Here is a 25525-nt window from a genome sequence, read left to right on the forward strand (position 1 = left end):
CCTGCGCCCTCTGGGAAAGAATCCCATGTTTATAGGTACTTTAACCGCCATTGTGACTCCTTTCCGCAATGGCAAACTGGACGAGCAAGCCTTCGGCGACCTCATAGAATGGCAAATCGCCAACGGGACGAACGGGATTGTGCCCTGCGGCACCACAGGTGAATCTGCCACCCTCACGCACCAGGAGCACCACCGCGTAGTCGAGCTGACCGTTGAGGTGGTCAACCGACGCATCCCTGTCATTGCAGGAACCGGGTCCAACAGCACTGCCGAAGCCGTGTCTCTCACGAAACATGCGAAGCAGGCAGGAGCCGATGGGGCGCTGATCATTACTCCCTATTACAACAAGCCGATGCAAGAGGGACTGTACCGACATTACAAGGCACTCGCGGAGTCCGTGGACCTTCCACAGATTTTGTATAACATTCCCGGACGTACCGGCGTGAACATGTTGCCGTCCACTGTCGCGAGGCTCTGCGGGTTACAGAACATCGTCGGGATCAAAGAAGGGAGCGGGTCAGTCCAGCAAGCCTCCGAGATAGTGAGTACGTGCGGCGACCGGATAACGGTCCTGGCGGGAGATGATGCTCTCACGTTGCCCATGATGGCAGTCGGAGGGAAGGGTGTCATTAGCGTGACGTCAAACATCGTCCCGTCCCAAATGGCTCAATTGGTCCAGGCATTTTTAAGCAGCCGTATTGACGAGGCTCGGCGGATTCATTCTGCTTTGTCGCCGTTGTTCAACGCCCTATTTTACGAGACCAATCCAATCCCTGTGAAAACTGCGTTAGGCCTGATGGGGAAGATCGACCCGGAGCTGCGTCTTCCGCTTTGTGCCATGGCAACTGAGACAAAGGACAAGCTTACTCGGGTCTTAAAAGACGCAGGCCTCATTTAACGCGAGGTATGAGGGGTTCGGATGATCAACGTCATCGTTGCAGGGGCTGCTGGTCGCATGGGCTGTCGGCTGGTTGCCCTAATTAGGGACTCGACCACCTTGACGTTGTCCGGTGCAATCGAAGGGAAAGGCCATCGCTCGATGGGCAGCGACGCAGGAGAGACAGCGGGCTGCGGACATGCAGGTATTCCGATCACCGACGATTTTGTGGCGCTTCTTGAAAAAGGCGAGGTCGTCATCGATTTCTCTTCTCCAGAAGCGACAATCCATCACTTACGCGCAACGGCAAAACATCGACGAGCCACGGTGATCGGCACAACGGGGTTTTCCACCCCCCAACTCCAAGAAATTACAGCTCTTGCGTCCCAAGCTCCCTGCGTGCTGTCGCCCAACATGAGCGTAGGCATCAATCTTATCTACAAGGTCATTGGCGAGATGGCAAAAACTCTGGGGAACGAATACGACATCGAGGTGATTGAGGCGCATCATCGTCACAAAAAGGATGCGCCGAGCGGAACGGCGCTTAAGATGGCAGAAGTCCTGGCAAAGGCTGTAGGCCGCGACCTGAATCAGGTCGGCGTCTATGCCAGAAAAGGTCTGGTCGGGGAACGGAAACAGAACGAGATCGGGATACAAACAATCCGTGCCGGCGACATTGTCGGCGACCACACAATTCTTTTCGGCGGAATAGGCGAACGGATAGAAGTGACACATCGAGCAAGTAGTAGAGATACCTTCGCAGGGGGCGCTTTACGTGCCGCCCAGTGGGTGGTCCGGCAACCTCCAGGCCTGTACGACATGATGGACGTGCTGGGTCTCCGATAGTTTCTCCCTCCTGTTCCAATTTCTCTAAATCAGGGATCCGGACGCCAACCTTGTGCCTCCGTGATGATGCACCAGACAAAGCACGTTGGGTTCATATCAGCCGAGGGGAGCAGGCAGAGAAGGGGGCTAGAGCATGGGCGGGAGGGAATCACTCAGATTCTGCACTACGTGCAGGTGATAGCTCGCTTCACAAACTATCGAGTGACTTCCTCAAGGTCAGGTTCGTCTGCCTGATTAAGATTGATCGCCCTTCGTTTGGCGATCGCAGCAGATAGACGGGCATAAACTTCATAGGCGGAGTCCGTCCAATCCTCGCTCGGCGGACATCCGCGAAAGGCAGCTTCAGCTGCCTTATGCTCGTCGTACGTGAGCGGTTTCGCTATCATAGCGCCGGTTAATGTCTCGCGGTAATCGGCCGAGGTTCCTGATCTGCTGATTTCCTGCGACCACAATTCAAACAAGCAAACACTGTGATTGCAAGACCTGCGTTCAGGTCCACTGCCCGTTCCGGTAACATCGCCCCACGGCATTTGTCACAAATCATCATGATGGCGGCAATCTACCATACTAAGGCATGGAAGCATATCCACCTGAAGTACTGGGTCTTCCTGGAGAGGTAGGCTCTTCCGCTCATATGGAGCTAGGCCATTTGAGGAGAGGGAAGGAATGGGAGTTCGTTAACGAATAGCCCTGAACCGGGCATGGGTCCTTGACAGCCGTGGTGCTGTCCCATAGGATTGTGGTGTTAAGAAAAGTCCACCACTATGTATAGAATTTTCCTCGCTATCGGGCTTCTTATTGTACTGTACTTTCTCGTCCGGCGCGCCGTCACCGCCGTCACGAAGATCAAGGGGCGGAGCGAACCGGATCGGCTCCCTCCTGGTAAAAATCACATGGTACAGGATCCCGTCTGCCTGGTATTTGTTCCAAGGGGAACGGCAATAACGGAAGAAATCGGGGGGCAGACGTATTACTTCTGCAGCCAGTCCTGTGCACACAAGTTTCAGGAAAAGCTCGCAGGCTAACAGCCCGAGTAACTGTAGTCGGAGAGTTTCTCTTCTTTGTCGAATTTGAGCGTGATCTGGCATTCGTTGGGGGAAAAATTAAACAGAGGCGGGCCTGACTTGCCACCGGCAATACGATAATAGGTCCATGTTTCGCCCCCAAAAAATCTCGGGGCCTTGCCGCTCGGTGCCCCCCAGTTCTTTTCAAACCAGGCCTTGTCCTTACCTTGAAGTTCGGCTGGCTTGAGTGATTGTTCAAGATAGGGGTTGCTACCGCCGCACCCGGCCAGGGCCAGACTAAATAGGAGCACCCAAACCCCTCGTTGCATCGCGCATTCTCCTATCGGCGGTAAAGATACATGAAGTAACAAGCCATCGGGAGCAATCGAATTCTAACCGGCCGTTCGGAGCCTGTCAAACCGTCGTATGCCGGCAGGAGATTGCAGTCAGGTTGAGTTCTTCATAGAATAGCCGATAACGAATCAATCGTGAAAATTTCTCATCACGACATGAAAGGACAAGCCCATGAAATTCTTTCTTGATACTGCCAACGTCAAAGAAATTCAGGATGCAGCCAGCCTCGGACTTCTGGATGGAGTGACGACAAACCCGTCGCTCGTCGCCAAGGAAGGGCGCAGTTTTAAGGAAATGCTCGTCGAGATCTGCAACATCGTGGACGGGCCGATTAGCGCGGAAGTCGTCAGCCTCGAAGCCGATGCCATGGTGAAGGAAGGGAAGGGGCTTGCGAAGATCCACAAGAACATCGTCGTGAAGGTGCCGTTGATTGCGGAGGGATTGAAGGCAACCAAGAGATTGGCCTCCGAAGGTATCAAGGTGAACGTCACGTTGTGCTTTTCTCCGACCCAGGCACTCCTGGCGGCAAAAGCTGGCGCCTGGTGCGTGTCACCCTTCATCGGTCGACTCGACGACATCAGTTCGAACGGGATGGAACTGATCCGACAGATCCTGACCATCTATCGCAATTATGACTATAAAACCCTGGTGCTGGTGGCCAGCGTTCGTCATCCTCAGCACGTGGTCGAGGCTGCGCTAGCCGGTGGGCATATCTGTACGATGCCCTTCTCGATTTTTCAGCAGATGGTAAAACACCCGCTGACGGACATCGGACTGAAGAAGTTCCTTGCAGACTGGGAAGCTCAGGCCAAAAAGTAGACCTATCGCCGCCCTCGTCTAGGCTCAGACTCGGCAAGCCGTTGCCGTGCCGTCGCAAATATTTGGTGGAACATCGGCTTGGTCAGTTTGCCGGTGAAGGTGTTTTGCTGGCTTGGATGGTAGGAACCGATTAGTGTCGTGTTCCAGGGTAAGACCTGGACCATTCCATGGGAAAACTTCGGAAGGGGCGAGGGAAGTCGCCTCCCCTCATCCCGGCAGGCTTTCAAATAGTGATCGAATGCGATCTTGCCCAGCGCCACTACCACTCTGGTGTTCTGTAATAGCCCTATCTCTTCACGCAGATAGGATCGACAGGCCGTGAATTCTTCAGGGTTGGGCTTGTTGTCCGGCGGTGCACAACGGACTGTGGCGCCGACGTAACAATCTGACAACTCTAACCCATCACCCCTGTGGTGTGAGCCTGGTTGGTTGGCAAAGCCAAATCGATGTAGAGCATCATATAGCCAGTCCCCGCTCCGATCACCTGTAAACACTCGTCCGGTTCTGTTACCACCGTGAGCTGCCGGCGCGAGCCCCAGCACGTAGAGCCTGGCGTGGGGGTCTCCGAATCCTGGGACCGGACGGCCCCAATAGGTCCAGTTCTCGAACTGCCTCCGTTTCCTTGCGGCAATTGCCTCTCGATAGACGACGAGCCGAGGACAGAGGGTGCAATGAGTGATGCGATCATTGAGGAGGGCCAGCGCACCCATAGCTGGCGCAGTCTAGCACGAATGGAAAGATTGATCATACTTGCCGGTCCCCTGTCAGGCTGTTAGCATAGGTCGTCGACTTCGAACCGTTCATTGTAGGCAGGAGGCAGGATTGGCATGACAACGTGGCTTCGGCGAATACTGGTGCTCAGTGGGCTGTGTGTAATGATGGCACTTCCGATAGCAGGAGCAGCCCAGCATCCGTTAGAACATTCCGACGCGAAAGAGACTGCGCTTCGATCCGGACCCAATGTAGAACCGGATCGAGAATTGAATCTTCTCGATTCGCTTGAGAATCCCAATGAGTCTGAGGGTCGCCTGGTTATTCTTCCAGAAATCAAGCGAGAAGGAGAGCGCTACTTCCTTAGCTCATTCAAGCTGCCTGACAAGCTGACCTTCGCCGGTCAACCAGTCCCGCTTGATAACTGGCAGGTACGTGAACGCATCGAATACGAGTTCTATCAATTTTTGGAAGACCAGGGTGAAAGTATCATTCTCGCCAAACGGACCGGGCGTTGTTTCCCTCCCGCCGAGAAGCAGTTGGCGGAAGCGGGGTTGCCGGATGATCTCAAATATATGCTGCTGGTGGAGAGTAAGTGCGTGGCCGCTGCTTATTCCAAGGCGAAAGCGTCAGGGCCGTGGCAGTTCATTCCTTCAACCGGACGACGCTACAGCCTCAAGAGCGATGCTGTGCGGGACGAACGACGCAACTTGGAAATGTCCACTGAGGCGGCAGTCAAGTATCTCAAGTATCTCAAAGACTTCAAGGAGAACGATTGGTTTATGGCCATGGCATCATATAATGCCGGCGAAGAACGGGTGCGCAAACTCCTCAAGGAACAAAAAATCACCGACTATTGGAAGATGCACGGGCCACGGGAAACGATGCGCTATGTTCCGAGAATCATCGCGGCGAAAGAAATCTACTCGCAGCCGGAGAAATATTTGGGGCTCAGCAAAAAGGACCTGTACATGCCGATGGAAACAGAAACGGTCACCGTCACAGTAAAAGAGCCGCAGCGTGCCCTCACCTCAATTGCCGAGGAATTTGGGAGCTATTTCTTGGAGCTCAAGATGCTAAATCCTGAATTCAAGAGGGACGCGCTTCCACGCGGAACCTATCAGATAAAAGTTCCACGACAGACTTGTCCCACTCGCTGCTTCGTTCAAGATAAGATCCCCTAGCAGGGGGGCTGGTCCGGTCAGTCCCCTGTGCTCGCGCAACGCGCGGTCTCAGAAGACCCTCGCCTGGGCTCGTGGCACGTCCCTACGTGTCAGCGGGTGGGAGGGTGAAAACGTTGCGCGCAGTGGGGGACTCACCGGGCCAACATAAGGTGATGAACACAGCGGGCCTAATCAACAGCGTGATACAGATTCCATCCTCTCCTATCCGGCCACTTCTGAAGAAACTTATCGTTCGAGGGCTGACCTCAGTCAATGCCGGTAGGGCGATCCGCCGAGCCATCTCAAAACACGGCAACGTGTTGATCATTGGCCGGCGTCGGTATGACCTGCACCGCTATGAGCGCGTGGTCGTGGTCGGGGCAGGAAAGGCAACAGCCTCGATGGCCCAAGCGGTGGAACGGCAGCTAGGGCCTCGACTCGACGGCGGATTAGTCGTAGTAAAACACGGCCATCGCCTGCCGACGAAACGTATCATCGTGGCGGAAGCCGGCCATCCAGTTCCTGATCAATCTGGTCAGCAGGCGGCAGCCAGGCTCTGTGCCATAGCCTCAGAGCTCGGCCGACGCGATCTCTTAATCGTGCTCCTATCAGGCGGTGCGTCCAGTTTGCTCCCATGTCCTATTCCAGGAGTTACGTTGGCCGACAAGCAACGGACCACAAGGGAACTGTTGCGATGCGGCGCGAGTATCCAAGAAGTGAATACCGTGAGGAAACACCTCTCCCGCATCAAAGGCGGGCGTCTCGCCGAGTTGACCAAAGCCTCTGTTGTGACGCTGATTCTATCAGATGTATCGGATGACGACCTCAGCGCCATTGCCTCGGGGCCGACAGTCCCGGACCCGACAACCTATCAAGACGCTAAGGCGGTTCTGAAACGCTATCGCATCTGGCGAGCGGTCCCTCAGCGAGTGCGTCGGCATCTCGACCGGGGATGTCAGGGGCTCGTGAACGAGACCCCGAAGCCCGGCTCTTCTCTGTTTCGCCGAGTCTATCATTGTATTATCGGAAACAACGGAGCAGCTGTCACAGCCGTGGCCCGGGCAGCCAGAGAAGCAGATCTTCGCACATTCGTTCATACCCCGGGCTTAACCGGAGAGGCCCGTGAGGCAGGGAAACGATTTGGTGCATTGGCGAAGCAGATTGCTCGCAGTGGCAAACCGTTGCACAGGCCCTGCTGTGTAGTGGCTGGTGGGGAAACCACCGTAACCGTCACTGGAAAGGGAACAGGCGGACGGGCCCAAGAATTTGCCGCAGCCGCCGCTCTGGAAATCTCTGGTCTCGCCAGGGCATGGGTTGTGGCAATCGGCACCGACGGTACCGACGGTCCGACTGACGCGGCTGGTGCTGTCGTCGATGGTGATACCGTGGCCCGTGCGCAGCGCTGTGCGATCGATATCGAGGACGCATTGAAACGCCACGACATCTACCCTGCATTGAAGAGGCTCCATCAACTCATTACCACCGGTCCAACCGGCACGAACGTCAACGATCTTTACCTCCTCCTCCTGCTCTAGGTAGTATCCATTTCAATGACTCGTCCCCTCCTCCTTCCCTTGGCCTCCTGCACTCAACCGTCTCTTGTTGGAGGGAAGGCTCTCGGCTTGGCGCGGTTGCTCGCAGGAGGATTCCTCGTTCCCCCCGGATTCTGCGTGACGACAGAAGCCTACGACCGCGCGCTTCGCGCGACGGGTATTTCTCCAACCGACCAGTGGCAGGCTGCCCAAAACTCCTCCGGGGCTGAACGCCTACGGATACTCTCCCACTGTCACCACCTCATCCAGAACTGCGACATCGCTGAATTGACGGCACTGATCATCGCTCAGGCGCGAAGCTTGGATCTGCCGTTGCCTGTGCTGTGGGCGGTGAGATCGTCAGCAACGAACGAGGATGGGGCTCAGGCGAGCTTTGCCGGGGTTTATCGTACGCGCCTCGGTATCCCGCTGGAGGAGATGGGCTTGGCGGTGAAGGATCTGTGGCTATCGATCTGGGATGAGCGCGTCCTGAATTATCAGGCGACGTCGGGATTGAGCGGAACGCCCCCCGCTATGGCCGTTGTGATCCAACCGATGCTGGAGGCGCGAGCCGCCGGTGTGTCTTATTCCATCCATCCCCTCACTGGACGAACAACTCAGGTGGTAATCAACTCGGTTGCGGGGCTTGCGGCAGCCCTCGTGGATGGGCGCGTCACACCGGATCAGTATGTGGTGGAGATGGGCAAAAACGGTCAACCGATCCGGATTTGCGAACGGACGGTCACCGGACAGTCGCAGGCACTGCAGGCGACCAGCCAAGGTCTTCGCGAATTGCCGTTACCGGATGATGCAGTTGGGCGCGCAACATTGTCGGATGACCAACTGTTTGCTCTGGCCCGTACAGCCAAAGAGATCGAATTACAATTCGGCCATCCAGTGGATCTCGAATGGCTCTACGACGATCGTCGCCTATGGTTGCTCCAGGCACGCCCCATTTTTGGTTTGCCCCGATCCACCCCATTCACCAATGATGACTGTGAATGGTCTCGTGCGAACTTTAAAGAAACCATGCCGGAGTTGCCGAGTCCTCTTGGGCTGTCGTTCCTTGAGATGTTCATGGACCGCTACATTCTGGCACCCTATCGGAATCTTGGCTGCCGAATTCCCGAAGGCGTCACATCGGTCCGCATATTCCAGGGACGACCCTACATCAATATGACGCTATTTTATTCCCTTATCGTACAACTCCGGGGAGATCCTGCTCCGTTTACGGAACAGATGGGGGGTGAAGTCCTGACCCGGGTTCCTGAGGCCCACCCTCTCGGGTGGTTGACGATCACCCGTGCCGCAGTCGTGATGATGGCCGAACTGAGAAAGGTCGTCCACGATGGGCCGGCTTGGTTTGCGGAGATGAAATCGATGGCTGCCGAGCATCGCGCCGATCGACTTCGAAATATCTCCAGCGAAGCCATCGCTCTGCATCTCGATACCATAGGAAAACGGCTCGATGAACAGGAGCTGACATTTGGCATCGCGGGAGGGGTGTCGCAGTGCTTGCAAACGTTGGGCAGCCTGTTGCCTCAGTGGTTAGGTGAAGATTGGAGAGCGCTGCTGAACGGGGCGCTGCAAGGTCAGGCAGCAGTGATTAGCGCGCAACAGATTGTCCGATTGGCTGAAATTGCGGACATGGTCCGACGGGACCCTCGATTGACTGCGTGGTTTACCGAAGAACAATGGGACCCGAACGAGTTTCGTCGCCGCCTCGAGGGGACTGATGTCCTTCATGCTTTCGACCGATATCTCGAGGACTATGGCCATCGTGGGGTCGGTGAATCGGACCCCATGTCACCCCGATTCAGAGATCGGCCGGAGTTGTTATTGTCTGTATTGCGCACACAAATTCTGGCTCCAACCAGTGCTACTCCGGTAGACATTCTTCAGCGTCAAGCCGCGGTGCGGGAGCGGGCACTGTCACAGATTCGCGCGAGGTTTGGATGGCGAATCCATCGGTGGGCTATCTTTTCATGGTGGTATCGACGACTTTGCCGGTTCTTCGCCCTGCGGGAGGCGAACCGGCATCATCTGATGTACTACTCAGCGGCGGTGCGCAGCTTACTGCTTCGTCTTGGCGAGTTGCTGGTAGAACAGGAACGGCTCTCGTCCCGGGAGGATATTTTCTACCTCACGATCAACGAACGCGCAGAATGGTCCACCGGAGGGCTACGTGACTGGCGAGGACTGATTGAGGCCCGCCGGGCCGAGCGAGACCGTTACGCTACGGTCAGCGTTCCAGACACGATTCGGGATTGGAATGCATTGGTCCGTGGCACAGACACACCCATGCCTATGGATTCGGAGAAGATCCTGCACGGGATTCCCATCAGTCCAGGACTGGTCGTGGGACCGGTACGATTCGTCCGATCGATGGAGGACTGGAGTCGGGTCTGTCGCGGCGACATCCTAGTCGTCTCAGCCATTGACCCCGGCATGACGCCGTTATTTGGCGTGGCATCGGGGCTCGTCGCCGAGATGGGCGGGACATTGTCCCACGGAGCGATCATTGCTCGCGAGTACGGATTGCCCGCAGTGGCCAATGTGCATGGTATTACCACCAGGCTTAAAGAAGGGGATCGAATCAGCCTGGACGCGGAGCGAGGACAGATCATCATTCAAGATTAGCCATTTTGCGTTCAAATTGACAGACCGTATAAGTCGTGCGACGCTGCATTTACCTGGCAAGGAACTCGAGTTGGGGGCCCAAACCCAACGTCCTTTGATAAGGAGGTGTCTCGTGCATACGATGACCGTTGTCGCGTTTGCAGCATTATGTTTGCTTGGGACCAGTTCGCCCGTACTTGCGGACGATACCTTGAAGGGTGAGCTAGCTTCTATAAAAAGTGAGATGAAAACCGAGAAAGATGCGATGAAGGCTCAAGATAATGCGATGAATAGCGAAATGAAGTCAAAGAAAGGAGGGGTGAAAGGCCCGATAACGCAGTATAGAGAGAAGATGAAGGCCAAACGCCATGAAATGATGGAGGAAATGAAGGCACATAGGGAAGCCGCAATGGCTAATCCGCCCGCTCCTGCTACCGTACCTGGTCCTGTTGCCACTCCTGCACCTGCACCATAATTGTCGCAGGTGCGACGGTTGATTGCCTGGCCCTCGGGAGACCTCCCTTTCTGAGGGCTGGAATTTCCCTTTCTGCCTGTCGCTTTTATTAAACCTGTCACTCGCCTTGTTCCCCCACGGACCTTTTGCTAGGATGCGTTGGCCTCACCATCCATCGGGCTTTGCATGAAAATCGCTACCTTCAACGTCAATTCACTCCGAAAACGTCTGCCGATCGTGCTGGGTTGGCTTGCCCAGCAGACGCCCGATGTGCTCTGTCTTCAGGAAACCAAGGTCCAGGACAGCGAATTTCCGCTGTTGGCATTGGCCGAATCTGGGTACGAAATCACGTATCGAGGAATGAAGTCGTATAACGGCGTCGCGATATTGAGCCGGAAGAAACCGGAGTCGGTGGCATACGGGTTTGACGATGGAGGTGAATCGGAGGATGCGCGGATCCTGCGTGTGATAATCAAGGGGATTCCCATCATCAATACCTACGTGCCGCAGGGCTTCGAGATAGACTCACCAAAGTATCAATACAAGCTCGGCTGGTATGATCGACTGCGCAAATATTTCGAGAAGCACGTGCCCCCGAACAAACCAGCTATCTGGTGCGGTGACATGAATGTGGCTCCTCGGCCGATTGACGTGCACAGTCCCGAGAAACACCTCAAGCACGTCTGCTATCACGAGGATGCGCGCCGGGCCTATGAGCGGACATTGGCGTGGGGATTTCAGGACGTGTTTGTGAAGCTCTATCCCGATCGACAACAGTATACATTTTGGGATTATCGGGCGCCTGGCTCGCTAGAAGCAAATAAAGGCTGGCGCATCGACCATATTCTGGCAACGGCCCCACTGGCAGAGAAATGTCAAAGGGTAGACGTGGACATCGAGCCGCGGCGAGCGAAAGACCCCTCAGATCACACATTCTTATGGGCGGAGTTTTCGGTCTAACCACGAACGCAACGTCCACACCTGCCCAATTCGATTGGTGTGGCAAGTCGCCCGCACCGACCGAACTGGCTCACAAGCTTGAATGGACCTTCAAGCCGCCTTCAGGACCCGCTGCTTCACACCCAATGAGATTACGCGATTCTGTGCGATCAACGGATCAAGGACCAACCCACAATTGATACAGCGGAGCACCGTGGCTTCCTGAGAAAGCTCAGGTCGCCACTCTTTCACCATCAGCCCTTTGCATTTTTGACAGGTCATCTGGTTCACCTCCTGCTTTCATGTGTTCATGCCGATGAGTCGGCCTGGCATAGGGGGAACTGTAACATCGGAAGATTAATAGGGTGTTAAATGGCAGTTAGAACTCTCTAATGTCTATCCATGATGGTAGGCATGACATTGCGGTAATCGGTGCGGGGGCCGCCGGGCTGGCGGCCGCGATTTTCGCAGCTGAAGCAGCTGTAAAGGGTGATCGCCCGAGGAGAATTGTGCTGTTCGATGGCGCAAAGACCATCGGGGCCAAGATTCTTCTATCCGGCGGCGGTCGCTGTAATGTCACCCACGATGTTGTGACCGCCACCGACTATTTCGGCAAGCGCCATATCATCAGGAATGTGCTGGCAGCCTTCACTGTCGAGCAAACAATCAGCTGGTTTGCCTCACTAGGGGTCGAGCTCAAACGCGAAGAGACCGGCAAGCTCTTCCCCGTCACTGACAAGGCGCGAACCATCCTCAGTACCCTTGTCACCCGTTGTCACGAGCTAGGTGTTACCCTTCTACCTGATCATCGCGTGACAAGCGTGGAATCGCCTACAGAGTCTGGATTTGTCCTGCAACACAGCCACGGAACGCTGCACGCGGGGCGCGTCATCCTGGCGACTGGAGGCCGATCGATTCCCAAGTCTGGGAGTGACGGTTTCGGGTACAATCTTGCTCGGCGCCTTGGCCATTCAGTAACAGCTACTGCCCCGGCACTCGTCCCTCTGGTGCTCGCGGGCACGATGTTCCACAAGGCGCTCTCCGGCCTCTCACAAGAGGTCGAATTGACGACGATGGTGCAGAGGCGCAAAGTCGATCAGCGGATAGGAAGTTTGCTCTGGACGCACTTTGGCATCAGTGGCCCAGTAGCTATGGACGCAAGCCGCTTTTGGACATTAGGGCAAGAAACTGGTGAGAGCCCAGCCCTCTATGGCAATTTTTTTCCAGGCGCGACGCAGGACCACGCGAAGCAGTGGTTCATGGGTCAAGCAGCCGGTACCCCTCGACGATCCCTTGTCAAGACTCTCGCGCAACGAGTTTCGGAGCGGTTTGCCGAGGCGCTCTGCATTCATATCGAATGCGATCCGCAGAAGGCCATTGCGCAACTGCCCCGGAATGATCGAGATCGACTGATCGAGGCACTCTCAAAGTTCCATTTTCCGGTGGAACGAGATCGCGGCTGGAACTATGCAGAAGTGACGGCAGGGGGAGTCCCTCTCGAAGAGATCAGTTTCAGGACGATGGAATCCAAGCTGACCCCGGGCCTCTATCTGATCGGCGAGATTCTCGACTGCGACGGCCGGATCGGCGGCTTCAATTTCCAATGGGCGTGGACGACAGGATGGCTCGCAGGACATGCAGCTGCCAAGAATATGCCGGCAGACATCTAGGTCAGCCGATGAGCCTGAGATTTCTCTCGACGCGGCTGCGCATGGAACCTTCCTTTTCTTGACAGTATGGAGAAGATCATCTATCCGTTGACAAGCGAGGGTCATCCTGTCGAACAGCCCAAGCGGTCGGAATCAGAGGAATTGATGATATGGGGCGCATTCTGAGCTGTCCACGGTGCCAGAAGGATGGTCCTTTGCGGTCTCACCCGCAATCGCCGCGCGAGCACCTCGCCTCCTTCATCTTTGTAGCGCCGTTCCGCTGTCCATCGTGCAGTCATCGCTTTCTGGCGTCCCGTCTAGGGCTGGATCATCCCACGCATCCGATCGATCGACGCGAACACCTCCGGATTCCCGTGCGACTCTATCTTTCCTTCTCAGGAGGCAAAATCCGCGGTGAGGGAACAGTGCTCGATCTCTCGATGGGTGGTTGTATTGTCAGGAGTGAAACCCGGGTCCATACGGACGAAATCTTCTATCTGCAACTGTCACTCGGTGAAGGCGAACTACCTCTTGAAGTAGCTGCGATGGTTTGTTCGGTGACCGCCCGCGGCATCGCCTTCAAGTTCCTTCGCGCTGCTCAAGAGAACAAGCGCTTGCAGGCCTTTGTCCAAGCCCAGACAACAGATCAGCCGGATAAGCACTCGCTTCACACCGGTGCCGCCGCCTGAGCAGGCCTCTGAACCTGTTATCCATCCCAGCATTATCTCCACAAGAACAATAGGCGAGCGAGACGGGTCAAAGGACGTGGAGATCAATCTGCTCATGTCACGCCTGTCTCATACGCCACGCGAAACAGTCTCTGGCGGATTGCATTCAGGATCCTGTTAGAGTGGTGTTTCCCAGGCAGAGTGAAGCGGATGGTTATTGATTAAGTCATCGTGTGTGGCCAGATCATAGGGTTCGATGGCGAGGTCCTGTTCATTGAGCTGCTCCGGACAGGCGGAGGAACAGAGATAGACGCGATAGGCTTCGGCCTTCTCTTTCGTAGCAAACCGACAAAGTCCATATTCCGGCATCCCAGATGAGGGATACCAAAACGCCAGGTCAATCGCACTCCCCTGGTAGATACCGAGGGTGCAATGTGTGATCTGAAAGCCGCCGGGCAAATGTGAGGTGGGTTCAAGCGACATCAGCCACCCTCCTACGTACCATAATAGCGTTTGTCATGATAGCATGCTCGGTACGCAGCGCTAAAGACCGGCGTTCGTCGAGAAGGAGGATGGCCATGAGCAGTCGTATGTCGACGTTCACTATAGTCGCCTCTGCAATTCTGTTTGTAGGGCTTTCAGGGTGCGGCTACAACGATCTCCAGGGACTGGACGAGGACACCAAAGCCGCATGGAGCGAAGTAGTCAATCAGTATCAGCGGAGAGCCGACCTGATCCCGAACTTGGTCGCCACCGTCAAAGGCTATGCTGCGCATGAGAAGGACACACTGGAAAGCGTTGTGCAAGCGCGATCTCAGGCCACTGGAATTCAAGTGACACCGGAAACGTTGAAAGATCCTGCTGCGTTCGAGAAATTCCAACAGGCGCAGGCCGGTCTCAGTTCAGCCTTAGGACGCCTGATCGCCATTGCCGAGAACTACCCGAACTTAAAAGCCGATCAGAACTTCCGTGATCTCCAAAGTCAGCTCGAAGGGACGGAGAACCGTATCGCCGTCGCGCGCAAACGCTACATCGAGAAAGTGGCAGAGTACAACAAGAGCGTCCGCTTCTTTCCCACGAACCTGACGGCAAAATACATCCTCCATATGGAAGAAAAACCGAACTTCACCGTCGCGGATGAAAAGGCTGTGGCCAAGCCGCCAGAAGTCAAATTCTAGGAGGCAGGTTGAGGTTCAGCCAGAGAGTCTGGGGGACAGGGTTTTTCTTCATCGTAGCCTTCACCTGGGCCTTGGCTTCCTGGGCCCTCGACGTGCCGCCGCTCACAGGCCGCGTCGTGGATCTTGCGCATGTGTTGCCACCGGAAATCGCCAGCTCACTCAACCGCGACCTCGAAACCCACGAGTCGAAAACCAGCAATCAGGTAGCTGTTCTGACGCTGCCATCCCTCGAAGGCGAACCGCTCGAATCCTTCTCCCATCGTGTCGCGACCACCTGGAAGCTCGGCCAGAAGGGAACGGACAACGGCATCCTGCTCCTCATCGCCCTACGAGAGCGAAAAGTCCGTATCGAAGTGGGTTATGGCCTGGAAGGCACCTTGACGGACCTCCGTTCCGCCCACATCATTCGCCAGGAAATCGTGCCTCGGCTGCGAAGTGGAGACCTGCCGGGTGGCATTGCCGCCGGGGTGCAGGCTATTCTCAATACCATTGAAGGCACTTACAAAGCTGACGAGATGCTGCCAGGTCATACCAGTTCAGACCAGGAGCTAGCCGCGATTGAATATGTGACCATCGGGATCGTCGTGGGGATTTTGGCTGGCATCCTGTTGAGCCACGGACTACGAAGCACCCGTGCGCTGTTCGGGAGTCTGCTCGCATTTCTCGTCGCACAGTTTGCGAGCGTGATATTAGGTCTTGCAGCCGCCGGGATCACGGCCTTCTTCCTGTGGCTTCTCTTGCAGGCGAATCGCGGCAGAGGCCAAGGTGGAGGGTGGGGAGATGGAATTGTGATAGGTCCGGGCGGGGGATTCGGCGGCGGTGGGGGCAGGGGGGGGTTCAGTGGAGGGGGCGGAGGTTTTGGCGGCGGCGGAGCTTCGGGAGGTTGGTAAATGGTGCACTTCACCGACGCAGAACGAGAACGGATTAAGCAAGCCGTTCAGCAAGCCGAACGGGGCACAAAGGGCGAGATCGTGCCAATGATCGTCTCGGCCTCGGCATTGTACCGCGAAGCCGGCTATCGAACGGGACTCATTTTGGCCCTAGTCGCACTGGCTCTCCTTCTGACGATTGAAACCTACTGGCTCCCCTGGGGGTGGCACGCCGGCAACGCCGGCTGGCTCATGCTCATAGTGGTAGCCACCTATGGCATCGGACAGTGGCTCGGGACCCTCCCAAACATCATCCGCCTCGTCACGTCTCGCGAGCGCATGGCATACAAGGTAAAGCTGCGTGCCGAACAGGCGTTCTATCAGCATGGCTTACAGAATACGAAAGAGCGCACAGGCATCCTGATCCTCGTCTCACTGTTGGAGAGACGCGTGCATGTGCTGGCGGACAAAGGAATCAACGATCATGTGCCTCCAGGCACATGGGAGAGCCTCGTCAGCGGCATCCTCGAGGGAATCCGTGTCGGAAACCCAACCGACGCCATCTGCGACGCGATTACAAAGTGCGGCGAACTCCTCTCGCGAGTCAGCCCTGCCGGGTCCGGCGACAATCCAGACGAGTTGCCCGACACGCTGATTCAAGAATCCTAATCGTCGGCTGGATAGACTGACCAGCATCGTTCCGCTAGAATCCCAATACATGTCGGATCCTACGGTAGTGACCCCAGCGCCAACGAATACACAGGATGAAACTCGCTCGGTGGTCAAAGCGGCCGGAGTGATCGGCGTGGCCACCTTCTCCAGCCGTATCCTTGGTTTCATCCGTGATATGGTGCTTGCGAGGCTCTTTGGTGCAACACCAGCGGCAGATGCCTTCTTCGTAGCCTATCGAGTCCCCAACTTGCTTCGTGAACTATTTGCGGAAGGATCGATGTCTTCCGCCTTCATTCCGGTCTTCACTGAATATCAGACGCAAAAATCGAAACGAGATGCCTGGGAACTGGCGAGCGCGGTCTTCACTACACTGCTGACGATTGTCATAGGCGTCACCCTCGTGGGGATTCTTGCTGCATCCGGGATCGTCTGGCTTCTGGCGCCAGGGTTTCATAACGACCCCGTGAGGCTGGGCATGACCACGTTGCTCACGCAGATTATGTTTCCCTATCTGATCTTTATCAGCCTGGCTGCATTGGCCATGGGAATCCTGAATTCCATGCGCGCCTTCGCGGCGCCAGCCTTCTCACCAGTGTTCTTCAACATTTTTATCATCGGCTGCGCGCTGTTTCTATCGCCGATGATGTCCGAGCCGATCCTGGGCGTCGCCATTGGGGTCGTCGCCGGAGGCTTGGCACAGTTCCTCATGCAACTGCCGGGCTTGAGTCTGCGTGGCATGCTATTCGGGTTCCGGTTCAACCCGGGCCATCCCGGTGTCCGGCGGATCGGGGCACTGATGGTGCCATCGCTTCTCGGTCTTTCCGTGACGCAGATCAATATCACCATAAGCACGATCCTCGCCTCTTTTTTCGCCGGTGGACCGACCTATTTGTTTTACGGCATGCGCCTCATCCAGTTTCCTCTGGGCATCTTCGGCGTCGCACTGGCCACAGCCATTCTGCCCACGCTCTCGGCACAGGCCGCGCGCGGGGCACTGGCGGAATTGCGCACGACCTTTGGATTCGGCCTTCGCATGATCCTCTTTATCATGCTACCGGCGATGCTGGGTTTGATCCTTCTACGTCAGCCGATTGTTCATCTGTTCTTCGAGCACGGAACCTTTACGGCACACGATACGGCTGAAACCGCAGTGGCAGTGCTCTGCTATTCAGTAGGTCTCTGGGCATTCGGTGGAGTCCGCATTATCGTTTCAGCCTTCTATTCTTTGCAAGATACGCGCACACCCGCCATCTCGGCAGCAATTGCCGTCGCAGCCAACCTCGTTTTCTCGCTCCTCCTGATGTCGTCTCTTGGCGCGGCAGGCCTCGCCCTGGCCACAGCATTGGCGGCAATGGTAAACGGAGGCATCTTGATCGTCGTGCTGCACCGTCGACTAGGCGGTGTGGACTGGGGATCAGTGGGACGCTCATTACTCCGTGTGCTGATCGCATCCGTGCCGTTGGTCATAGTCTGTGCCTGGGTGACCACGGCACAGGTCTGGACCCATCCCGGTGAATGGGTCGAGAAGTCGATCATGCTCTGTATGGCGATTGGAGTGAGTGCCGTCGGATATCTGGGCATCCACGCCCTACTGAGGTCAGAAGAGCTCAAGTTGGTATGGGAAATGTTGCGGAAAAAACTGGGCCGAGTCACGGCTCATTGAGGTCACACATGCGACAAGCGATCGTCTTCAAGTCACGATGGGGCTGGATGGGCGTTTCAGAAACGACACAGGGGATCGATGTTGTGGTATTGCCGAAGTCCTCGCAGCGAGCCGTGCTGACAGAGTTGCAATTGCCCGAGACCGCCTTGTTGGAAGGCCGCACTTCTCCACGACTACGGGAGGCACAGGCACAATTAACCGGCTATCTGGCAGGGAAACGGAGGTCCTTCGACCTGCCACTGGACCTCACAAGGGGAACGAACTTCCAGCAGAAGGTCTGGCAGACCCTTTGCCGTGTCTCTTATGGCCGACTTCGATCCTATCAGTGGGTGGCTGTCCGTATCGGAGGTAGTGAGTACGCTCGTGCCGTCGGTAATGCCGTCGGAGCGAATCCGATGCCGATTGTGATTCCTTGCCATCGGATTGTAAGCCAGGATAAGTCGCTCGGCGGATTCTCAGGCGGCTTAGATACGAAACGAAAGCTGCTCACGCTCGAGGGAACCTTGGCTGAACTCCGACCGGAACCATCATAACCGATGAAGGCCGTGATTCAGCGGGTGACCAGGGCGGCGGTTCACGTTGATGGCCAGACCGTGGGGCAGATCGAATCCGGTCTCCTTATCCTGCTAGGTGTGGCAAAAGGCGACGGAGAATCGGACGGCCGGTATCTCGTCGAAAAGATTTGCACTCTTCGAATTTTTTCCGATGAAGACGGGAAGATGAACCGCTCGCTGGTGGACATCGGGGGATCTGTTTTGCTGGTTTCTCAGTTTACGTTGATGGGCAGGACGGCGAATGGCCGTCGCCCGAGCTTTGAGGAGGCGGCACCACTAGAAGAAGCCAAGCGACTCTACGAGCAGGTCGCGGCAGGTTTTCGCCGCCATGGAACGCATGTAGAAACCGGGGTTTTTGCCGCACACATGCACGTCGAGTTGCTGAACGACGGGCCGGTGACCTTTGTGCTCGATAGTCGAGGCTCAAGCTGACAGACTGCTCAGAAGCCCACCGATTCAGGAGGCCGTTTCGGGCCCGTCTCGTCAATGTCCTTGGTCTGGATTGATGAGTAAAAGCTGCCAGACAGATCACAAATGATGGTGACGGCCTGTTGATCTACTACTTTTGTACTGCTTGCAGGTTCTGCCAGTTCAGATCTATGCTCAAGTCTGTCTTGTGAGGACCGATAGAGGCCATAGGACCGACAACGGCGCTTCGATCAACACCTGGTATACTGAATTTGCACGTATTCGGAATGTTTGGGAGAGGAATATGGGAACGGAAGTCCCATTACAGCATCCACTCCGACGGCTCTTCGACGCCCTGACCGAGAAAAGCTTCACGGAACATCTCGGATGGGCCGACCCCAACGTCACGGACTACCTGTCCAACCTGCTCGTCGAATTTACCCACACTGACCGACTCTATAAAATTAGGAATCGGCAAAACCGCCCAGTCGACACGGTGGTAGACCTGTTGTTCGAATCGGAAGTGTTGCTCGAAGCACAGTCGATGGATCGCGAACGGGACGTGCATCAACATATCGGTGATTTCACGTTGTTCATGGCAGGGCTCTTTCCTGAATATCTGCGACGCCTCAAGACAGCGGGATTGATCTACCATAAGGATTTCCTCGTCGACTACATGAAAACGGGAAAGCGCTCTTACGGGATCGTCGCGCAAATAGCTGACGGTCCATCCTCAGAGAACCCTCCGCTGTTCCGAAAACTCTCCGACAACTTCGAGCTCTGCGTCACTGGACTGGGATTCGTGCGGTCAGATCTGGACCGCATGAAAGATCCTGCGTACCGGCAGGCTCGAAACCTTCTCCTCAATTGACCAGCTTCCGCTTCTCAGACAACTCGTGAAATATTGAGTTGCGGGACCCGACAAGCCGGGGTAAATCCTGACGGACTTTTCAGCTTCTTGCCGGAGGCGTCGTGCAGCTCTACTTAAATGTCGAGATGAGTGCAAAGATAAAATCCATCGGAGTCGCAATCGCACATTTCAATGGGCCTTCGGGGGTAATGCAATCCTGTCCACCAATGTGTATACCGATTAACTTGGCGGCACCCCCCCGTGCGAACATGAAAACTGGTGCACCACTGTCGCCGCCAACGGCAAGGTAATCAGAAACAATCTGGCCCTTCTGCTCATCCTTGAGAAGAGTCTTGCCCTCTCGAATTTTTGGAATATTCAGCTCAGAGGTCTCCGCACCCCTTGGAATGATTGAAACCCGATATCCTGCGAGGTATACGGCCTTCTGCAAAGCTACGTCATGCAGACGCAGCACAGAGGGAAAGGGTACCATTGCTGGTCCTGATGGTGGTTCGTACTTGACCTGAACCCCCTCCATGAGCTTCGAGTCCCACATGAATCGTACAACAAGAACATCGTGGTCAAGATCCTCTTTCCAGTTGCCCGACCGTTGAAGAGCGTCAAGATCCAACTCCAGCATATAGCCCCGATCCTCATGGGGGTCGGTTGCATTTCCCCGAACCAACGCAAAAGGCTTTACAAGTGCTTTGGTATCACTCACGAGAACATGCCGTGCCGTAATCAAATAGATTGTCGTGGGTGAACCCAAAAATACTCCGGACGCCGTTCTGCTAAAAATTGCGCCAGGAGCAATAATTACTGGGTAGGGAAGAAGGCTCTCCGGATCAGAGGAAGCGTGAATCAGTGGTTGAAAGCTTACTTGTAGCAGGATAATAAGCAGAACAGTGTGAATAGGTAGAAAGTAGGTCATTGGCCCTGGCATGGACCTGTATTGTAGATGGCAGAACAATGCGCATAAAAGCAGAGGAAGAGGCTAGCCGAGAAAGGCATGGAGGAGAGCCTCGCAGAGAAACCATTGTAAGAGGGTTAAGCAGAAAGTCGCAAGGGCTAATAGAGAAAAGAATGCGATATACTGTCGAGAATCGACTGGATACCTGCTACCCAGTCCAAGAGATTCTATTCACAAGGCGACAAATCTTCATTCAGATGGCCCTTGTCTCTGAGCCACATCAACCTCTTGCTGAAGTCTTCTTCTCATCTTGCCCTCCCCTATGATAAAATAAGCCTATCGCATGAGGTGGCTTGAAGTGCCCGAATCTAACGGCACCGCAGTCCTTCGATCGGTAATTATCGCTGCGGAATTTGCGGTGATTGCGAGGCCGACAAAGAGCAGGTACTAGGGGCAAGTATATATATGTTATACGAATTGTTCATGTTGTGGATGGTCGTTAGTATCACAGCGGTTGTGGCAAGCATGGTACTTGGTGGTTTATTGTGTGTGTGGTGTGCCATGAAAGCGAAGTAGGCTCCAACTACCGTCAAGGGTAAAAGGCACGAACAGCCACCGCCCAACATCAGATTTAAGAGTAACCCTCCCCCCATCCGACATATGCTTCTGTAGCAGGCAACAGCCGCAGCTCATTCAGCGAGTTGTAGCAGAGAAACCGTGTGACCGATCTCCTGTCGTCTCGTGGTAAGACTTGAAGCATCACCCACAATAAGACTACGCTAGAGGCTCTCTCAGGCTCGTAAGATGCCAGACAGAGCCCCGGTTCAGTGGATGATGGCCGCCCGGTTGTTCTAAGGACAGAATCCCATGAAAGATGCGCTCTTTCACCTGGCCTTTCCCACGCACGATGTGGCGGCGGCGAAACGGTTCTATGTCAACGGACTCGGATGTACGTTGGGCCGAGAGTCCGACCACGCCGTGACGTTCGGACTTGCGGGGCATCAACTCGTGGCACACCTGACAACAGAACCCCTGCCACCGCAACGAGGCATTTACCCCCATCATTTCGGTTTGACATTTTTGTCCCAAGACTCGTGGCAACGGTTCTTGGACCAGGCACAGGCGAATAAGCTGCCCTTCTATCAACAACCCCGCGTCCGGTTTCCTGGCACCAGGATCGAGCACCACACATTCTTTCTGGAAGATCCCTCCGGGAACCTCCTCGAATTCAAGCACTATATCCATGAATCGGCGATCTTCGGTGAACGGGACTATCGTGAGGTCGGCGACTCGGTGTAACCTTCCGCCTGCTCCAAGCCTTGGGGCTCTGTCGAAGATTGGTCTGGCTCACGATCGAGCTCTGTTTCTGAGTCTGGCTCTGCCTTTGGCGCTGGCTCTAGCTGGGGAACCTGGTGAGAACCCCGAGTAATCTGCTTGAGGATACGTTCGTGGCGACGAGTCAGGAAGCTCGTCTTTCGTAGTGGATCGTATCGGCGCGGCGACGGTAACATGGCCGCCAGCCAGGCAGCTTCGTCGGCTGTCAGCGCGCGCGAAGACTTCTTGAAATGATGACGGGCTGCAGCCTCAGCACCATAGACGCCCTTCCCCCATTCGGCGACATTGAGATACAGCTCGAGAATACGTTCCTTCGTGAGGTGGTGTTCGAGTGAACGTGTAATGAGAATTTCCCGCGCCTTTCGCAGCAGGGAACGCTCGGATGACAGGTAGAGGTTCTTGGCCAGCTGCTGAGTAATCGTGCTTCCTCCTCGCTTGAATTCCCCGGCTTCGAGGTTATACAGGGCCGCATCCTTGATCCCTTCCCAGTCGAATCCTTCGTGCGTGAAGAACGACGCATCTTCTGCCGTCACCACCGCCTGGCGGAGGTAAGGAGAAATGCGTGTGAGCGGTACCCAGACCCAGCGGGACTCAAGAGTTCGGCCTTGCGCCCCAGCCTGAGCCTGCCGCGCTTCCATCAGGGCTGTGACTTTTGGATTGCTCGCTCGCAAGGCCGACACGTCCGGCATCACGAGGAGCCAGAAGAAGAGGACTCCTCCGACCGTGAGGCAGAGGCCGACGATCAGGAAGACCTTCAGGGGGGATCGGACCTGTGCGGTTGACTTCCGCATCAGAGGCTGCGTATCACAGAGGCGATGGGTGCTTGTCTCAGCAAGCGAATGCGAACGTCCACATAGGTAGCTGGCTGCAGCATGAAAATCCTTACGGCAGAGTTTATCAGAAGTTGTGCGGGGCCAGAACAGTTTCTGAAAGGCGATCTCCCTGAAATCGCCTTTATCGGACGGTCGAACGTCGGAAAGTCCTCTCTTATCAACTCCCTCTTGCAGCGCAAGGGCTTGGCCAAGGTGAGCCGCACGCCGGGAAAGACCCGCCTCGTCAATCTTTTCCGGATCACCAGCGACGATCCCGGACTCTCGCATTTCGTACTGGTGGACTTACCCGGGTATGGATACGCAAAAGTGTCGAAAGCGCTTCGGTCTCAGTGGGCGCCATTGATCGAGCAGTATCTCGACGGAAATGAACAATTACGCGCGGTGATAGTCTTAGTGGAAAGCCGGGTGCTGAGCGAGCAAGATCAACAGACGATCGCATGGCTCTCATCCGTCGGACGCTCCCCCATCGTGGTGGCGACGAAAGTGGACAAGTTGAAGATGAGCGAGCGTGTCGGCGCGCTTCGTCGCCTATATGAATGGCTGGAATTGGACGGGGGCGACGGGATTATTACTTACTCGGCGGTGACGGGCGAGGGGCGGGAACGGTTGTGGGCTGCCCTGAAAGAGCGGATTCGAACTTGATTTCTATGTAGGCCTTGTTCTTGAGCTCCGTGAGCCACGTGTGGAATGCATCCTCGCTTTTCTGCTGAAAAACGAGTCTTTGAATTTCAGTTCGGACCGCCTCAAAAGGGCGGAACTGTTTGGGTTTCTTGTCCTCCAGCCGCACGATGCTAAAACCTTCCGGAGTCTCGACCACATCCGAGATGCCGCCAGGTACGAGGTTTGCGATGGCGCGCTCGATTGCCGGTAAGAGCTCCCCCTGCCGCACCAAGCCAAGACGCCCCCCGCCGGCCGCGTTCGGGCCGTCAGAAAAGCGCAACGCCAAATCCTGGAAAGACTCCCCTTGCTTCAGCCGAGCCATCACTTCTCGAACCTTCTCCATTGCCTCAGCCGTATCCCCCGGTGAACGGGGCCGAATGAGAATCTGGCTGAGCGTGTATTCCTCCGAAAGTGCAAACCGATCACGATGCTCCTGGAAGTACCGCTTCATGTCGGAATCCCCGACCATCACCCCGCTCCGCACGTCACGGTCGGCAATCCTCAGCAACATCAGCTGCTCTCTGACGTTTTTCAAGTCCACCGGGTTCGTTTCATCGATCGCTCTCCCCTGTTGCTTCATCTGCTGAACCGCCTGCAGGACTTCCTGATCGGTCACTGAGATGCCTCGAGCCTTAGCTGCCTGAAGCTGCAACTTACGCTCAATCATCGTAGTCAGCGCCATGTATTCCACCGTCCTAAGGCGACGCTCAAGGGCTTCGCCACGGTATTCTTTCTGAATCCGCTCCCGCTCCGGCGCGACTTCCCGTTTCATTTCGGACAACATGATGAGGTCCGAGTTGACGATGGCGATGATCCCATCCTCTACCTGCGCGGCTGAAAGAAGGGACGCCTGAGCGATCAGACCCAGCGCGAAGAAGACCATGTGTCTCAGCCAGCCTGATGCCATCGTGGTGAACGGACAGATCGTGATGGATGATGGATATGAGGATCTCCACCCGCCCATGGGACAGGCGGTCGTCCGACGGTTCGAGGGATTGTACACGAATTGCGTGGGAGTTGCGGAGCCTGTGCGAGAGAAATTTCGACCCGTGACGATTCAGCGCTTGCTGACATCGTCTGCGAGATAGCGGGACGCGTCGGCGAGGCGGATGACTGCCTTTGCGCGGATGTCGGCAATCACGCCGTCAAAGCGTCTTCGACGCTTCTCGTTGAGCAGCTCTTGTCGAAGGCGCTCCCGAACAGCCACGTCTGCTTGAATAATTTCCTTGTCGAGTGCCGTAATCTTGACGAGATAATAGCCAGAGTCCGTTTTAATCGGCGCACTGACCATGTCAAGCTTGAGCGTATGAACGACTGCGTCGACTTCCGGGACGACCAGTCCATTGTGATAGGGGCCGAGATCACCCCCCTTTGCTTTTGTCTTGCCGTCGATGGAATAGCGCTGCGCAAACTTGGCGAAGTCCCCCCCCTCGTTGATCTGATGCTCCAGATCCTTCGCGGCCGAAACGTTCGGCAGCAACATCTGCCACACACGCACTTTCAGCGGCGTGAGGAGTTCGTGAGCATGCTTCTCGTAGTAGGCATCCAGCTCTTCCTGCGTAAGCTCGACCTTAGCCTTGATCCGGTCCTTGAGGAGCTCGTCGAGAATCAGTTGTTCCCGATAGCGTTGGGTGCGATCACGGATGGCATCGTTTTGGTCGAGTCCCAGCTTGCGTGCTTCCTGCATGAGCAACTCACGGGTGATGAGTTCATCGAGGAAGAGGCGTTTCCCCCCCTCTTTCTCATACCGTGCCCGAGTAGCCTCGGCTAACTCCCCCCAGCGGATGTCGAATTCGGTCTGCGTAACCTGCCGGCCATTGACGAGCGCCAGCACGCCTTCCTCTGGCGGTGGTGAACAGCCAGCGAATAGGAGGCTGCCACCGATGACAACGGCAAGTAGGGAGATGAAGTGCACAGCGACAGCGTTCATGGATCTGGTCGATGATGCAGTCATAGGC

Annotated in this window: 29 protein-coding genes; 21 read left to right on the forward strand and 8 right to left on the reverse strand. The window is 55.8% G+C overall.

Features of this window, described 5'->3' with window-relative positions; translation table 11 throughout:
* The first annotated feature begins 25 nt into the window (after window positions 1–25).
* The 3 genes from HZB34_11210 (at window position 26) to HZB34_11220 (ending at window position 2748) form a co-directional block, all read left to right on the forward strand.
* Window positions 26–898 (forward strand): 4-hydroxy-tetrahydrodipicolinate synthase, encoded by an 873-nt coding sequence (locus HZB34_11210; protein MBI5316530.1) that lies wholly within the window; start codon window positions 26–28, stop codon window positions 896–898.
* A gap of 21 nt (window positions 899–919) precedes the next feature.
* Window positions 920–1723 (forward strand): 4-hydroxy-tetrahydrodipicolinate reductase, encoded by an 804-nt coding sequence (dapB, locus tag HZB34_11215; protein MBI5316531.1) that lies wholly within the window; start codon window positions 920–922, stop codon window positions 1721–1723.
* 764 nt (window positions 1724–2487) lie between these two features.
* Entirely contained in the window at window positions 2488–2748 is a 261-nt protein-coding gene (locus HZB34_11220) for a YHS domain-containing protein (protein MBI5316532.1), read from the forward strand.
* Here the strand turns inward: HZB34_11220 and HZB34_11225 are convergent.
* Window positions 2745–3056 carry a hypothetical protein gene (locus tag HZB34_11225; protein MBI5316533.1) on the reverse strand — a complete coding sequence of 104 codons (312 nt, stop codon included), beginning with the start codon at window positions 3054–3056 and terminating at the stop codon, window positions 2745–2747. The two genes, HZB34_11220 and HZB34_11225, sit on opposite strands and share 4 nt — an antisense overlap.
* 196 nt (window positions 3057–3252) lie before the next feature.
* On the opposite strand from HZB34_11225, the gene fsa reads away from it, so the two are divergent.
* Window positions 3253–3900, forward strand: a complete 648-nt coding sequence (fsa, locus tag HZB34_11230; GenBank protein MBI5316534.1) for a fructose-6-phosphate aldolase — start codon at window positions 3253–3255, stop codon at window positions 3898–3900.
* Between the two features lie 2 nt (window positions 3901–3902).
* Here fsa and HZB34_11235 read toward each other — a convergent pair whose 3' ends face one another.
* Entirely contained in the window at window positions 3903–4610 is a 708-nt protein-coding gene (locus tag HZB34_11235; GenBank protein MBI5316535.1) for a uracil-DNA glycosylase, read from the reverse strand.
* Between the two features lie 117 nt (window positions 4611–4727).
* Between HZB34_11235 and HZB34_11240 the strand changes: the two genes are divergently transcribed.
* The 5 genes from HZB34_11240 (at window position 4728) to xth (ending at window position 11339) form a co-directional block, all read left to right on the forward strand.
* The gene (locus HZB34_11240; GenBank protein MBI5316536.1) at window positions 4728–5795 is read left to right on the forward strand and encodes a lytic transglycosylase domain-containing protein; all 1068 of its coding nucleotides are present in this window, start codon (window positions 4728–4730) and stop codon (window positions 5793–5795) included.
* A gap of 104 nt (window positions 5796–5899) precedes the next feature.
* The gene (locus tag HZB34_11245) at window positions 5900–7309 is read left to right on the forward strand and encodes a glycerate kinase (GenBank protein MBI5316537.1); all 1410 of its coding nucleotides are present in this window, start codon (window positions 5900–5902) and stop codon (window positions 7307–7309) included.
* 87 nt (window positions 7310–7396) lie between these two features.
* Window positions 7397–9946, forward strand: coding sequence for a hypothetical protein (locus HZB34_11250; protein ID MBI5316538.1), 2550 nt, complete (start codon window positions 7397–7399; stop codon window positions 9944–9946).
* A gap of 112 nt (window positions 9947–10058) precedes the next feature.
* A complete protein-coding gene (locus tag HZB34_11255; protein ID MBI5316539.1) occupies window positions 10059–10400 on the forward strand; it encodes a hypothetical protein in 342 nt (113 codons plus the stop codon).
* A 165-nt stretch (window positions 10401–10565) separates the two neighbouring features.
* Window positions 10566–11339 carry an exodeoxyribonuclease III gene (gene xth / locus HZB34_11260; GenBank protein ID MBI5316540.1) on the forward strand — a complete coding sequence of 258 codons (774 nt, stop codon included), beginning with the start codon at window positions 10566–10568 and terminating at the stop codon, window positions 11337–11339.
* Window positions 11340–11429: 90 nt separating this feature from the next.
* Here the strand turns inward: xth and HZB34_11265 are convergent, their stop codons facing one another.
* Entirely contained in the window at window positions 11430–11600 is a 171-nt protein-coding gene (locus HZB34_11265) for a hypothetical protein (GenBank protein ID MBI5316541.1), read from the reverse strand.
* 110 nt (window positions 11601–11710) lie between these two features.
* On the opposite strand from HZB34_11265, the gene HZB34_11270 reads away from it, so the two are divergent.
* A complete protein-coding gene (locus HZB34_11270; GenBank protein MBI5316542.1) occupies window positions 11711–12988 on the forward strand; it encodes an NAD(P)/FAD-dependent oxidoreductase in 1278 nt (425 codons plus the stop codon).
* Between the two features lie 194 nt (window positions 12989–13182).
* Window positions 13183–13656: a PilZ domain-containing protein gene (locus HZB34_11275; protein ID MBI5316543.1), complete on the forward strand. Its 474-nt coding sequence runs from the start codon at window positions 13183–13185 to the stop codon at window positions 13654–13656.
* A gap of 156 nt (window positions 13657–13812) precedes the next feature.
* On the opposite strand, the gene HZB34_11280 is transcribed toward HZB34_11275, so the two are convergent.
* Window positions 13813–14118: a hypothetical protein gene (locus HZB34_11280; GenBank protein MBI5316544.1), complete on the reverse strand. Its 306-nt coding sequence runs from the start codon at window positions 14116–14118 to the stop codon at window positions 13813–13815.
* 89 nt (window positions 14119–14207) lie between these two features.
* Here HZB34_11280 and HZB34_11285 point away from each other — a divergent pair, with 89 nt between their 5' ends.
* From HZB34_11285 to HZB34_11315, 7 genes are all read left to right on the forward strand, one after another.
* Window positions 14208–14813, forward strand: a complete 606-nt coding sequence (locus HZB34_11285; GenBank protein ID MBI5316545.1) for a LemA family protein — start codon at window positions 14208–14210, stop codon at window positions 14811–14813.
* A 50-nt stretch (window positions 14814–14863) separates the two neighbouring features.
* Window positions 14864–15703: a TPM domain-containing protein gene (locus tag HZB34_11290; GenBank protein MBI5316546.1), complete on the forward strand. Its 840-nt coding sequence runs from the start codon at window positions 14864–14866 to the stop codon at window positions 15701–15703.
* On the forward strand, window positions 15704–16351 hold the full coding sequence (locus tag HZB34_11295; GenBank protein ID MBI5316547.1) for a TPM domain-containing protein: 648 nt from the start codon (window positions 15704–15706) through the stop codon (window positions 16349–16351).
* 49 nt (window positions 16352–16400) lie between these two features.
* A complete protein-coding gene (murJ, locus tag HZB34_11300) occupies window positions 16401–18017 on the forward strand; it encodes a murein biosynthesis integral membrane protein MurJ (protein ID MBI5316548.1) in 1617 nt (538 codons plus the stop codon).
* An 8-nt stretch (window positions 18018–18025) separates the two neighbouring features.
* Window positions 18026–18550, forward strand: coding sequence for a methylated-DNA--[protein]-cysteine S-methyltransferase (locus tag HZB34_11305; protein ID MBI5316549.1), 525 nt, complete (start codon window positions 18026–18028; stop codon window positions 18548–18550).
* 3 nt (window positions 18551–18553) lie between these two features.
* A complete protein-coding gene (locus HZB34_11310) occupies window positions 18554–19003 on the forward strand; it encodes a D-tyrosyl-tRNA(Tyr) deacylase (protein MBI5316550.1) in 450 nt (149 codons plus the stop codon).
* Window positions 19004–19283: 280 nt separating this feature from the next.
* A complete protein-coding gene (locus HZB34_11315) occupies window positions 19284–19850 on the forward strand; it encodes a hypothetical protein (protein ID MBI5316551.1) in 567 nt (188 codons plus the stop codon).
* 109 nt (window positions 19851–19959) lie between these two features.
* Here the strand turns inward: HZB34_11315 and HZB34_11320 are convergent, their stop codons facing one another.
* On the reverse strand, window positions 19960–20598 hold the full coding sequence (locus HZB34_11320; protein MBI5316552.1) for a hypothetical protein: 639 nt from the start codon (window positions 20596–20598) through the stop codon (window positions 19960–19962).
* Between the two features lie 1008 nt (window positions 20599–21606).
* On the opposite strand from HZB34_11320, the gene HZB34_11325 reads away from it, so the two are divergent.
* A complete protein-coding gene (locus HZB34_11325; protein ID MBI5316553.1) occupies window positions 21607–22038 on the forward strand; it encodes a VOC family protein in 432 nt (143 codons plus the stop codon).
* Here HZB34_11325 and mtgA read toward each other — a convergent pair.
* The gene (gene mtgA / locus HZB34_11330) at window positions 22011–22865 is read right to left on the reverse strand and encodes a monofunctional biosynthetic peptidoglycan transglycosylase (GenBank protein ID MBI5316554.1); all 855 of its coding nucleotides are present in this window, start codon (window positions 22863–22865) and stop codon (window positions 22011–22013) included. The genes HZB34_11325 and mtgA overlap by 28 nt on opposite strands.
* 81 nt (window positions 22866–22946) lie before the next feature.
* Between mtgA and HZB34_11335 the strand changes: the two genes are divergently transcribed.
* Window positions 22947–23549, forward strand: a complete 603-nt coding sequence (locus HZB34_11335) for a YihA family ribosome biogenesis GTP-binding protein (GenBank protein MBI5316555.1) — start codon at window positions 22947–22949, stop codon at window positions 23547–23549.
* Here HZB34_11335 and HZB34_11340 read toward each other — a convergent pair.
* Window positions 23476–24450 (reverse strand): peptidylprolyl isomerase, encoded by a 975-nt coding sequence (locus HZB34_11340; protein MBI5316556.1) that lies wholly within the window; start codon window positions 24448–24450, stop codon window positions 23476–23478. The genes HZB34_11335 and HZB34_11340 overlap by 74 nt on opposite strands.
* Here HZB34_11340 and HZB34_11345 point away from each other — a divergent pair.
* Window positions 24449–24655 carry a hypothetical protein gene (locus HZB34_11345; protein MBI5316557.1) on the forward strand — a complete coding sequence of 69 codons (207 nt, stop codon included), beginning with the start codon at window positions 24449–24451 and terminating at the stop codon, window positions 24653–24655. The genes HZB34_11340 and HZB34_11345 overlap by 2 nt on opposite strands.
* On the opposite strand, the gene HZB34_11350 is transcribed toward HZB34_11345, so the two are convergent.
* The gene (locus HZB34_11350) at window positions 24625–25497 is read right to left on the reverse strand and encodes a peptidylprolyl isomerase (GenBank protein MBI5316558.1); all 873 of its coding nucleotides are present in this window, start codon (window positions 25495–25497) and stop codon (window positions 24625–24627) included. The genes HZB34_11345 and HZB34_11350 overlap by 31 nt on opposite strands.
* Window positions 25498–25525: the final 28 nt, after the last annotated feature.

The organism is Nitrospirota bacterium (genome assembly GCA_016219645.1).
Taxonomy (GTDB): domain Bacteria; phylum Nitrospirota; class Nitrospiria; order Nitrospirales; family Nitrospiraceae; genus Palsa-1315.